This window comes from Eubacterium sp. AF19-12LB (assembly GCF_003479125.1).
In the GTDB taxonomy this organism is placed as follows: Bacteria; Bacillota; Clostridia; order Lachnospirales; family Lachnospiraceae; genus Eubacterium_U; species Eubacterium_U album.
This window is the reverse complement of record NZ_QUGP01000007.1, coordinates 94,895-106,871: the sequence shown is the minus strand read 5'-3', so window position 1 is coordinate 106,871 and position 11,977 is coordinate 94,895. Positions and strand designations below refer to the sequence as shown.

Annotated in this window: 17 protein-coding genes; all 17 read right to left on the bottom strand. The window is 33.8% G+C overall.

Features of this window, described 5'->3' with window-relative positions; all coding sequences use genetic code 11:
- Positions 1–27: 27 nt before the first annotated feature.
- Complete coding sequence (locus DWX29_RS12690) at positions 28–177, bottom strand: hypothetical protein (RefSeq protein ID WP_158574525.1); 150 nt, start codon at positions 175–177, stop codon at positions 28–30.
- Between the two features lie 133 nt (positions 178–310).
- On the bottom strand, positions 311–1,186 hold the full coding sequence (locus DWX29_RS08635; protein ID WP_118565644.1) for a DUF2971 domain-containing protein: 876 nt from the start codon (positions 1,184–1,186) through the stop codon (positions 311–313).
- A gap of 39 nt (positions 1,187–1,225) precedes the next feature.
- Complete coding sequence (locus tag DWX29_RS08630) at positions 1,226–2,602, bottom strand: hypothetical protein (protein ID WP_118565643.1); 1,377 nt, start codon at positions 2,600–2,602, stop codon at positions 1,226–1,228.
- A 2-nt stretch (positions 2,603–2,604) separates the two neighbouring features.
- Positions 2,605–2,895 carry a hypothetical protein gene (locus tag DWX29_RS08625; RefSeq protein WP_118565642.1) on the bottom strand — a complete coding sequence of 97 codons (291 nt, stop codon included), beginning with the start codon at positions 2,893–2,895 and terminating at the stop codon, positions 2,605–2,607.
- 10 nt (positions 2,896–2,905) lie between these two features.
- Positions 2,906–3,451, bottom strand: coding sequence for a hypothetical protein (locus tag DWX29_RS08620; protein ID WP_118391183.1), 546 nt, complete (start codon positions 3,449–3,451; stop codon positions 2,906–2,908).
- A gap of 4 nt (positions 3,452–3,455) precedes the next feature.
- Positions 3,456–3,926: a helix-turn-helix transcriptional regulator gene (locus tag DWX29_RS08615; protein ID WP_118565641.1), complete on the bottom strand. Its 471-nt coding sequence runs from the start codon at positions 3,924–3,926 to the stop codon at positions 3,456–3,458.
- 137 nt (positions 3,927–4,063) lie between these two features.
- On the bottom strand, positions 4,064–4,591 hold the full coding sequence (locus DWX29_RS12815) for a hypothetical protein (RefSeq protein ID WP_199663688.1): 528 nt from the start codon (positions 4,589–4,591) through the stop codon (positions 4,064–4,066).
- 94 nt (positions 4,592–4,685) lie between these two features.
- Positions 4,686–5,699 (bottom strand): DUF4238 domain-containing protein, encoded by a 1,014-nt coding sequence (locus DWX29_RS08605; RefSeq protein ID WP_118565640.1) that lies wholly within the window; start codon positions 5,697–5,699, stop codon positions 4,686–4,688.
- A 53-nt stretch (positions 5,700–5,752) separates the two neighbouring features.
- Entirely contained in the window at positions 5,753–6,085 is a 333-nt protein-coding gene (locus DWX29_RS08600; RefSeq protein ID WP_118565639.1) for a recombinase family protein, read from the bottom strand.
- A 273-nt stretch (positions 6,086–6,358) separates the two neighbouring features.
- Entirely contained in the window at positions 6,359–7,384 is a 1,026-nt protein-coding gene (locus tag DWX29_RS08595; protein WP_118565638.1) for an FRG domain-containing protein, read from the bottom strand.
- A gap of 24 nt (positions 7,385–7,408) precedes the next feature.
- Positions 7,409–9,208 (bottom strand): recombinase family protein, encoded by a 1,800-nt coding sequence (locus DWX29_RS08590; RefSeq protein WP_347497669.1) that lies wholly within the window; start codon positions 9,206–9,208, stop codon positions 7,409–7,411.
- Positions 9,209–9,290: 82 nt separating this feature from the next.
- Entirely contained in the window at positions 9,291–9,821 is a 531-nt protein-coding gene (locus DWX29_RS12960) for a hypothetical protein (RefSeq protein WP_243053249.1), read from the bottom strand.
- Positions 9,808–10,155, bottom strand: a complete 348-nt coding sequence (locus tag DWX29_RS12955; protein WP_243053248.1) for a helix-turn-helix transcriptional regulator — start codon at positions 10,153–10,155, stop codon at positions 9,808–9,810. Before DWX29_RS12955 ends, DWX29_RS12960 begins: the two co-directional genes overlap by 14 nt.
- A gap of 42 nt (positions 10,156–10,197) precedes the next feature.
- Complete coding sequence (locus DWX29_RS08580) at positions 10,198–10,404, bottom strand: hypothetical protein (protein ID WP_118565637.1); 207 nt, start codon at positions 10,402–10,404, stop codon at positions 10,198–10,200.
- Entirely contained in the window at positions 10,391–10,864 is a 474-nt protein-coding gene (locus DWX29_RS08575) for an ATP-binding protein (protein ID WP_118565636.1), read from the bottom strand. The genes DWX29_RS08580 and DWX29_RS08575 overlap by 14 nt, the downstream gene beginning before the upstream one ends.
- A gap of 6 nt (positions 10,865–10,870) precedes the next feature.
- Positions 10,871–11,227, bottom strand: a complete 357-nt coding sequence (locus DWX29_RS08570) for a hypothetical protein (RefSeq protein ID WP_118565635.1) — start codon at positions 11,225–11,227, stop codon at positions 10,871–10,873.
- Positions 11,228–11,229: 2 nt separating this feature from the next.
- Entirely contained in the window at positions 11,230–11,730 is a 501-nt protein-coding gene (locus DWX29_RS08565; RefSeq protein ID WP_118565634.1) for a replication initiator protein A, read from the bottom strand.
- Positions 11,731–11,977 lie beyond the last annotated feature (247 nt).

The window sequence follows — 11,977 nt, the reverse complement described above, 5'->3', positions numbered from 1 at the left end:
TGCACCTCTCTTTATTAACTATTCATCTTAAAATGCTTCAATTCCGGCATTACGTTCAGCCACATACTTCTTTATCTCATCATATGTTGCCTTAGTCTCTGCAGATGTTATATACACATCATCAAGTTCAATCGTGACATTAATGTAATCATCCGGCTTTTGTTTCAGTTTGGACAAAAGAACACCAGTCTACACATGCATTGAAACTTTAGTTCGCATTAACATTCGCGCACAATTTGGTGTTTCTATAGTTTTTTGCACCCCTATATGTAAATCACAAAAAGTTGCACCATTCCGGCGGACAAAATAATTATATTATTATATCTTGAGCACGTAAAGTCTTAATACAATTATTAGATGCATATTCCTCAACTCTTTTTCTAAAATCTTTATTTCTATCTATATTTCTTCCCATAATTACCGCTTTAGGCTTTATAGCAAAATCAAAGCATTGTCCTTTTTCATTATCTTTTAATGAAGCATTGTCGTAAAATAGTCGCCACTCAGCTTCACTACTATAAGGCACTTTATCCTTTGTTAAACATGATAAAAGAAATTTCAGATGCTCAGGTTCTGGATCGTCACCATTATTATATTCATGGGATGTAAACTTAATATCGTATTGATTCTTTCTATCATCAACATACCTTACCGGATAAAATTTCAAATTCTTAGGTAAATTTATAAAAATCTCTCTTAAATTATACACTAAACATATACCTTCTGAATTCTTAGCATACTCATCCCACATTTTTTCACTGTATTGTTCACTAAAACATGAAACTAAGGCTTGATCTTGTATTTTCTTTTTTAATTCTATAAATTCCGGTCTAATCTCTATGGCCTCCATAACAGAGTTATAAAAATCTTTATTTACTAAACTTGCAAGCTTTTTATATTTATCAGGCTTCATTTCAACCATAAAATATCTACATAAGTCTTCTATGTCAAAAAGTATCTCACAATCGCCATTATCTTCATAAATTGATGGTCTACATAAGAATATTCTTTTTGATTCTAATGTATCAATTTCATATGTCTTGGGTGGTCTAAATCTAAACAACACACCATCATTCGCATGGATATCTATTATTTCCGTAACATATCTAAAAGCCTTATCTCCATCTCTTTCTACAAATCCTGCAACAACTGCCTGTTCGCGTCTTCGTAATTCTCCTCTTGTCAAATTATAGCCCCCTTCACCTTGCTAAAGCAATTCTATTTTTTATTCAAATACCACGTAATAATCTTTTAAAAAATCATTAAAAGACTCACTAATTTCTGATTCAAGTTCCTTCCAGCTATCCTCTAGCTTGCCGCTAACATATGCCTCTCTTGCAAAAGGCTTTTCAACAATGGCCCACTTAAGCTGCTTATATGAATATTTTGCAAAAGCAATCCATTGAGTATAATTTATTGCCAATGGATCCTTAGTAAAATATACTTTTCCAGCGTTTATTGCTGTTGCACCGGAATGTGCTATAAAAAGCATTGTTGCCAATTTCGGATGTTTTTCCCTATTCAAAGAAAATGGAATGGAGTCACGTATACTCTTCCCCTCGTTTATTCTCTTAATCGCATAAGATATTCTGACAATCACTTCTGTTATCATTACAGGAATTGACATTGAACAGAAATGAATAAAGTCATATCCTTCATAGTACATACCCTGTACAATTTCAGCAACAGTCTGCTCATACTCTCCAATACTACCAAACTGAAATAGATTAAACACTCCCATTAAAGGGGCTGGCAATCCCATTGAAGTAGTAATATCTGATTTAAAATGAACTAGCTGTTTTGCCAATGCTGCAAAGATATTGCTTTCTTTTCTATCAGCATAGTTTTCCATAACCTGCGATACGAATTTTCCAGTCTTATCAATAGTTGTCATTCTTCCCGTTAGTATATCAAACACTCCAACTACAAAACCCAATAACGGATCATGGCCAAGAGAAAGTAGTCTATGATAATAAGCTGATAAACCTTCAACACGAATTGTTGTATTTCTATTATCTTGCGCGTCAAAGGGAACCTTACTCTCTTTAGAATTAGCCAATTTTTCCATTTCGTCTGCTGGAAAAGCCTCATCAAATTTCTTTCTAATAAAGTTTGAAAGGGTACCGGCTTCTAAGCCTTCTGGACCTTTTTGTGGAATTCCAACCATAAGAATATCAACTGCTGCGCCAACAATACCTGCAATTGCGCTTATAGCAATATCTGTCTTATCAAGTTTATGTATCTGATTATATTCTTTATTTAACTGTTGAATTGCAAGCTCATTGCTTTTTAATTCAGCCTCAGTAAATATTGATTCAAGCTCACATGAGCCACCGACAACAGACTCTGCTTCTGCACAAAGATTCTCCCAGGAAGGTAAAACCATTACTTTTTTAGGTGCCTCTACAACAGTACTTTGCTTAGCTGCTTTACTAGGATCCAGACCTCTTTTCCTCAAAAAAGTCTCCATTGCCTCTATTTCTGCATCTGTTTCATTACGAGTACTTCGACTCTCCGCCAATAGTTCCTTAAGTTGATCATCTTGATATTTCAGAACATTATTCATCTTTTGTTCTTCTTCAGAATACTTATATTTTCCCATAACTATTCCTCCATTTCAGCTTGAATTTCTGCCCAGAGCCTGTCCCTATACTCACGACGCTCCTTTTCATTTTTCAGTTCATTTATTTGAGCTTGATGCTTTTTTAAAGCCTCCTGATATAGTTTATTCTTCTCTCTTTCTTGTTTAAGTTTTCTACTGGTAAAGAAATCTTTTATGCCAATCCCAATAGTTGTAAGTCCAAGGCCAATTGCAGCTATCAACCAAAAATTATCAGAGCCTTGTCCTGCTAATTCTTGATTAGGATCAACATTACTTATTTCGTAATCTGACATAAAACACCTCCTATGCTACACCTAAATCATGCTGTAAGTCTTCAACTGCCCTCTGCAATAAAATATTAAGACTTTTCAAGTAATCCAGTCTCTCCTTATCAGCATTAACTTCTTCCTTTAATGCTTTAATAATAGCCTCATGCTGCCTCAATGCTTCCTGATATAATCTTTCCTTTTCCTGCTTCAACTGTTTATTTTTCAAGTGTGAAGCAACACCTACTCCGCCGGCTGCTAGTACAACTGCTGGAGCTGCCAAAACAAAAACTCCTGCAACCATTCCTCCACCGACAATACTACCTGCTGCGGCTAATCCAGATGTTATTCCTGCTGCTGAAAGTCCGACTGTACCAAGTCCATATAACGCAGCAAAAGAACCTATTCCACCGATACCTGCACCCAATGCACCTGAAAGAACCTCCGGGATAGCACTCTCCTTTATTGTTCTCTTCTTATCATTTAAAGCAGCCGCAGCTTCGTTTACAACATTAACAACTGATTGTAACGAATCAACTGATTGAAAGTTCATGTCTTTTTTCTTTTTAATATATTCTCCCATATAGCTACTCCTTTTCTTTTAAGATTTTTGCCAGCCAGCCTCCTGCAACTGCAGCGCCAACTGCAACGACTGGATTTACCATTGCGACCGCTAATCCCATTGCGCCTGCAGCTCCCATCAGCTCTTTAGATACCGCTTTTCTAGAAGTTGTTCCTGCAAGAATTGATGGTGTAAGCATATTCGCCTTTGCCAACAATTCCTCTTTATCCTTCTCATTATAATTCTCAGGGTTGTCTACAAACACTTCTAATATGCACCCCAGCATTTCTGTTTCTTCTGGTGCCTTTGCCATCTCTGCTTCGATTACTGCTCTCATAGCAATATACTGAGTTTTATTTAGCTTATTTCTTTTTGCCTCAAGATTATTAATTGTCTGTCTTGTAACACCGATCTTTTCGCCAAACTCCTCAGCAGTCCACCCAGCGGCGCGTCTTATCAATAATAAATTATCCTGTAATCTTTCTATTTCATTCATATTGGCACCTCCTTATGTTTATATATTATACATTGACAAATATTTTGTCAAAAAGAAACTTTTTTTATTTTGTAAAACAAAAAAGCCGGTAAGCAAACCACTCTCGGTTCACCTATCGGCCATTTAACTCTACTCCCTTATTCCGTTTCTACTTCAAACTCTGTTCCATCATAAAACTTTATCTGAAGCCTGCCATCTTCAAACACTGTTATGTGGTCCATTACCGCCAGCATAAGCTCTAGATTGAACTCATTTATTGTCCCTGCTGCCGCGTGCTGCATTACCAACCTAGTCTTATATCTTAAAAGAACATCATCACCTTTAATACTGTCTTGCCAACTTTCCTGGTAATTAGTCTGCTTCTCCACTATCTCATTCCAGCTCATAACAAATAGCTTCTTGAAAGTCTCATCCGTAACATACCTGTTGCTGCAAATCTTGTGTCCATTTGTTTTATTGCATGAACCGCAGCGCCATTTAGTTATTGCCGTACCAGCTCTCGTGGTGTACTTAACTCTGGAATAAGTGCTGCCGCAGACAATCTTGACATCACTAAGCTGTGACTGGGTAGACCTTATCTGTCCGTTCACACCTTTAAGAGCATTCTGAAGCTTGGTGGTATCCCCACCAATTTCTACTGTAATTCCCTGTATTCTGCTTGCCACACCGCTCACCTCCTCCTAAATTTTGACATAAAAAATGCTCGGATTTCTCCGAGCAAGAAAAAGCACCAACCCACTTAAGGATTGATGCTCTCAACTAAATATCAATATTCTTTTCCTTCAAACTTAATCTTACTTTATCCGCATTTGCATAGCCAAAAAACTGATTCGCATAATCTAGTAACAATGAATTCAAAAAGATGACATCTCTTTTTACTAACTGTTTAATTTTATACTGATACACCATCACACCAGATTTTAAAAATTTATTTGTAGGTGGTTCTATCGTATCTTCACTCCCAAATCCCAAACACGCAGATAAAGTTGGGGCATGTGGCGGATATATTATCCTTGTACCTGAACCCTTTAAGTGCTGTTTATATGCAGGACTCATTGTAATTATTGCCATATTTCTTGATAAAGGAAATATCCCATAATCTTGCGGTGATACCATTTGAAGCAACATAGCATCTTCAAACCGACCACTTTGCATTAGTGCGTTCATCTTTCTTACACCAATAGGCCCCATATATGCAGCCCACCCTCTATCAGTAATAATTAAATCCTCTTTACTATTGTTTGTTCTTACAAATACATTATACGAAAAAACAACATCTCTCACATAATTAAAAAGATTAATGTTCTCGCCCTTATTTGCTATCCTAACTAACTCTTCCTTATTTTGACATTCTAAAATCTTATTCATGTTTTCGTAGAAATCACCACTGATTATATTCTTAAACGGGTCATTCTCAAAAATAAATCCATCTCTTTTTAAGGTCTTATACCAGAGATTATGCTCCATATTTTCATCCTTAACTCTTAAAGTCGTAATAATTAAGTACTTCTTTATTGTTAATAAGTCCTCTGATGTTAAAGCAATATTGTAGTTTTCTTTAAGAATTTTGTTGTTCAATATATTAGCAAACTGAACCTCTATCTTGTGACATAAGTCTTTCTCAATATTCTCAGGATAATACCCTTTTTCGGAAAATACTGATTTGGTACTCCTGGACTCTATATTTCCTGAACTCAAATCATAATACTGGATTTTTTCGTCTTCACAAAAATGTCTCAAAATGAGTTGAGGAATAAAATGGCTATTAACCATATAATCACCGCCTTACTGATTTGAGTATAACATATTATTAATAATTATTACCATTAAAACTTGTCGAAATCCTCCTGCGTTGCAAGTTCTGCATATTTATACTCATCGTTCCTGCTCTCTGCGTAATACTGCAATTTCTTTAATGTCTCCTGCTTATTTCTGCCAAGCCTGTCTACCTCAGTAATAATCAACTCGTCACCAGTTCTTAATACATCCTCTTTTAATACCTGATATCTTGGACGATTAAAATTCTTTCCTGTCTGCTGATCAGTAAATATCTTTTCCAGTTCCAGATTGTTATGCTCACAATAGGCTGTAATCTCCTTGATACCTCTGTCTAAATGCTGTTCTCTTGTACTTGTTCTGTGATAACCATATCTCTTCATGATTATTTGCTCCTTCCTTAGTCCTGAAATGTGTACTTTTTGAAACTACAAAAAAAGGACTGCTAAACAGTCCCGAAATGTATGGACATCTCTTTACGAAACGTTCCAGTATTTTTGTATACTTTTTGGCACCACCTCCTTAAAAATGGGTATAAAAAAAGAAGGTGTATTTCAACCTTCCCTTCTAATAACATTTAAATATAAAATTAACATAGCTTTAAGTCAGTTTTTTCAATAAATAAATCACCCTCAATGTCTACTAATTTAATATACTTATAATTCATAATCAGCATCAAAATTTCCATTTATCAATCTTTGTGTTCCAAAAATGTATTTATTTTTTATATACTCCGCAGTATATTCCATTTCTGGAAACAAATAACTTTTGCTTATCCCTATATTAGACAATTGTCTTAAAATATCTTTCTTTACTTTTTTAGGAATGATAACTTCTGTAAAATTCATTTGATATTGTTGTTTCGATAAACGTTTCAATGTTGGATGTAATTTAAAGATAGATTTTTCACTTCCGTAGTGCTTCTTATAATACTCTTCTCCCTCTAAAATTATATATGCAGCTTCTTCATCTGATATACAAGTATCCTTTTCTACATCAACTATGCTATTCGCAAAAAGCATAAAAACAGAACTTTGTCTTTTTTCTCTTTCTGTAATATAACTTGGGGTTTTGAAAAACAAAGAATTTGGTACATATACCATTCCTAAATATGTATACAAATTACCTGGGTTCTCTTCCAACCAACTCAATAAAAAACTTTGGTCATGGGCTTTATATATCAAATCTCTATATTCATCCAACCCATCATATAGATTTTTTCTTGGCAAAGCAACTATCACTTTTCCATCTTTTTCCTTTTGCTGAATATCACTACACGAAAAATATAGCGACACTAGGGGATTTGACGTAAAATCTAACAATCTTGTAGGTAAACCATAATGTTGCATTTTGGCAATTATTTCAAAATCATCTTTTACATCAAATTCCGAGGGATATGCTTTTTTAAATTCTTCAATCATAACAGGCTCATAAAACTCTAAGTCATTAACAGCTAAACTAGGCAATAATTCCCATTCACTATTTGAAACGCCTCTATAATAAAATTCTTTAAACACTGCATTCCTGTCTTTTTCTTTTTCATTTTGCAAGATATCTATGATTTTGAGATAATCATAAATATTATCTATTTCAAAATTATTATTTTTCTTATTATAAAATGGTTTCATTTTATCTTTTTTTAATTTTTCCACATAATCTTTCAAATATACTGATATTTCCATTATTACCTCTTATCTTATTGCCATTTATATCTCATTAAAGTATCTCAACGCATCCTTAATATACTCCACCTTTTCCTGCGGACATTGCTTCACTTCTGGATTCTCTTTCTTGGACTTATTATAGTTCTCGACCATATCCAGTCCACACATCCGCTTAACCTGTGCAATGTAAGAAGTATGCACATTCACACCATACTTGTTCTTCACATATTCCTTAATCTTCGGATATGTAGCTTTTTCTTCTGGTGTATAATTACTCTCTTCCTCAGGCTCCATTGTAACCTCAATCTTAGGGGTATCTTTTTTGAGGGATAATTTAACAACCGTTTCAACGGTATTACCTTTTTCCCACAAGAGCCGCCTTACCTCTTGACCATCCCGATATATTGGGAAATTAAACTCTATCGACTTCAAAGGCTGCTCTGACTCCCCATTTGGATATATCTGAATTTCTTTTATAAGATAAGTAATAAGGCTTTTCTTTTCCTCGTCACTTATTATATCATAGAGCTTTCCGAAATTCAGCATAAGCTTGTAAATATTGTCCAGAGTGATTGTTTCCATTTCGATAGAACTTTTTCTCAGCTTTGCATCTTCAATCCGTTCTTCCAACTCTACAATCGTATCATACAAGGCATCAAGTCTTAAAGTCATGTCGTGGATTTTCCTTTCTCTGAAACGAGCATCAATAGGCAGATTATCAATCTCTCGTTCCAGACGGGCTTTATTCAAATCTACTTCTTTCAGCTTACTCTCGTAATTGGCAAGTTCCTTATCAATAGCTGTTGTATCGGTCTGTACGCCAATACGCTTTTCAATCTCTTTTGCAAAATACTTATCGCTTACCAATTCCTTAATAGCTTCAATTACAAGTGGCTCAATATCTGTTTTTCTTAGCGATGCTTTATAATCACAATGATGTCCTCGCTCCTGCTTATTTCTACCACAAATATAATAGTAAACCTCTTTGTATGTGCCGTCTTTATTTGTCCAAGCGTGTTTGTTCGTATACATTAAACTTCCACAAAGGGGACACTTTAATATCCCCGTCAAAAGGTGTGACCTATCCTTACCGATTTTGGATGGCTGTTTAATTCCTGTTGCCATACGCTTTGCGTGAACCTTTTGCCACAATTTCTCGCTGATAATTCCTTCATGTTGTCCATCTTCCAGAATGTAATCCTCTGCATGAACCTGCTTATATTCATTTTTTGTACCTTTTACCTTTTCTCGTGTTCTTCTGCCATAAACAATCTTTCCACAATAAACAGGATTGTCTAATATCAACCGTATAAAATGACTGCTCCAAGTTTCCAATGTGCCGTTCTGACGAGGTATCTTCTTTATACCTTGAAGATTAAGATATTTTGCTACTCCGCCAAGTACTATATCAGAATTAGCAAATTTATCAAATATAATTCTGATTGCTTCAGCTTCCGTTTCTTCTATCAAGAGCTGATTGTCTTTCAGATAATATCCGTATGGTGCAAATCCACCATTCCACCCACCTTGTCGTGCTTTTTCTCTCCGTCCATTCATTGTCTGTTCAATGATATTTTCTCTTTCTATTTCTGCAACCGCAGACAAAACAGAGATTAAAAGTTTTCCACTTTTTATGTCCTCAATCATCTGATTGAATCCCATTCTTCCCTCAATGGACTTCCCTGACTTTCCTGCATCTTCATATTCTCCTGCAATCTTAAAATCATTAAATTCAGCATAATTTTTCATTTTATTTTTCTGAGCTTCCAATGAATAACCATCTATCTGCATAACTGTAGAAACACGAGTATATATATAAACCTTTGTTTTTTTATTATTCACAATTTTTCTCCTTGACATTTTCACTAATAAATAGTACCCTTTGTATTAAGAAATGGGTTTTTATACCGTACGTGCTGACTTGTCAGTAGCTAAGCGGGTTGCTCGTTTCTTTTTTTGTTTTTATAACATCGTACAAATATTTCTTACCGTTGGCATCATGTCTAACTATCAGGAAGACATGAAAAACATTATACCTTTCTATTTCTCCATTCTCATCAAATACCGGTAAAGCAAAACGTGAATCAAATCTATACCAGCCATTAGCCGCATCAATTTTATGCTTATCCTTTTTATTAATTATAAATTTAGAGTCTGTAGCAATTTCTATCATTTCCCCAATACCTTGTGAAGCATTAGCCTTTGCCTTGGCATTTGTTCCTTTTAACCCATATGTATCATTTGAACCAGTATATTCATCCGGCAAATCAGCTCCAATGTATATGACATCTCCTGTTTCAAGTATTATATAAAATTCACCAACTGATTCTTTCAAATATTCCTTGACATCATCCCAATTAATAGAACGTTTGCCCTTAAATTTAATATCATTAATCAAAACAATATCTTTTCCATTTAAATCCTTAATTACGCTTATGTTCTTATTTTTCTCCATTCATTTCCCCTAATCTTTTCATGTATTTTAATAAACGCATCTGCTGACTTTTAGATAACTTATGGTAATCTTCCAAAATCTTATGATCCTCAACATTTTTATAATCAATATCCTCTGATAAATTTTCTTTAAACGTTTCTGAACCTGTAAGTAATTCTTCTACAGAAACCCCCAAAGCCTCACTAATAACCAATAACTTATCAGAAGCCGGATTCGACTTCTTGGTATTCCAATCGCTAATTGTACTGATTGTTATCCCGGTTCTCCTTGAGAGTTCTCTTTGACTCATTTTCTGTTCCTTCATTATTTCAAAAATTCTTTCACTTATTATCATATTTGACTCCATTTTATGCACGTTTTTACGTTCATATTAATACTAGCTAACATAATAGTCAATATCAATGTGTCTCTTTTTTTGTAATAACTCTATAGATATATACTTTTTATATATTTTTCTAACAGTAATTATTGATGTGCTATTTTTTCCTCTTAAATCTTTTTCTAAATTTTCGGCATACTTTTCTATAATTTCACTAAGAAACTTGGATAATCCACACCATATATCGTCTTTACTCTTTTCCATTTGACCCGCCTCCATTCCAAAAGATTTCAGCACACGTTTCATTATGTTTCTTTGACATTATTTCTCTAATGTTATAATTAGGAATATCTACAGGAATACAAACATTTCTTATTCGACTATTGATACGTCTTCTATTAAAATTTTCATCATTTTCTTTTTTATCTATGTCTGTATTGGTTGTTATAATTAATGGCTTTCCCTCACTCACTCTTTCATCGATAACCCAATAAATATTTTCCAGTGTATATTCTGTGTTTCTTTCTGTACCAACATCATCAATAATTAACAAATCATATTTATTAAGACTTTTAACATATTTTGTTTTATCACTTGCACTGAAAATGTCATTGGTTATTTCAATAAAGCTTGTAAATTTTACTTTTACTCCCTTTTCAATTAGAGCATTTGCAATGGCACTTGCCATGTATGATTTACCTGTTCCAACATTTCCAATCAACATTAACCCTCAGTTATGTTCATACATTTTCTCCCAATTTGCGACATAATCTTTTGCAACATACATCTTGGCATTAAGACCATTGTATTTCTCAAAAGTTTGTTTCCACATACTCTTATGATTAAAGCATTCATACTTTGCCTTTATAATCAGATTTTTTCTTTCTTCTTCAATTCTTCTCTTTTCCTCTTCTTCCTCTCTTTTTTCTTCACATTTGCATCTGCATGGAACCATATTCCCTGTAATTTTGTTTTTTGTGTAAATAATTTTTTCTCCACAGTACGGACAATGCTCACACTTTGTTGTACCATCCTGTATATCGTCCATAACTTTTGTTACTATTTTATTTAACTTACTATTTGCCATTGTTATAACCTTCCTTCTTTTTCGTATTTACTTAAATATTTATTAGTTTCTTTTTTAATACTTTTATTAGTATTAAAACTACTTAATGGGTTGTCTTCAGAGTTCTTTGGTACTCCACTAATATCTTCTTTAGTAGTTTCATAAACCTTTTTTGCATTCAGTCTTACATTCTCTTTTTTATCCGGGAATTTTACATAAATATGATTTGCCATTCCGTTATGGACTTTTTTTCTTTCAATTAAATCCAACACTTCCAACTCACTTAGTGCACCATATATCACAGGTTCCGTCCTACCTATGTATTTTGCTAATGCTCTTACCGGATAAATTACATATACATTCCCATTTTCATCCTTTAGTCCGTTTTTCCTTGATAAAAAAGTTCTACCCAATAATGTTGTGTATACGAGTTTTGCTATTGGCGAAACCTTCATTTTTGACAAAAATCTTGGACATGGGTCATAGTTTTCTATTTTTGTTTCCCTTTTTATATATTGATTCACTCTCTCACACCTTCCTTTCGACAATAAAAAAAGCCTTATCCATAAACAGCTAGTCTTTTGAACTACTGTTTATAATAAGGCTTTTATTATTAAATTTTATATTAATTCATCAGCTTTCAACCCATTTGAACTTCTAAAAAATATTTTAGTACTAAAAAAATCTTTTGTCGAATTCTATCTTGGTCGAATTTCATTATTTTATATCATATATGATTGTTTTTCTAAGTATTTAAATGTACTTATATGT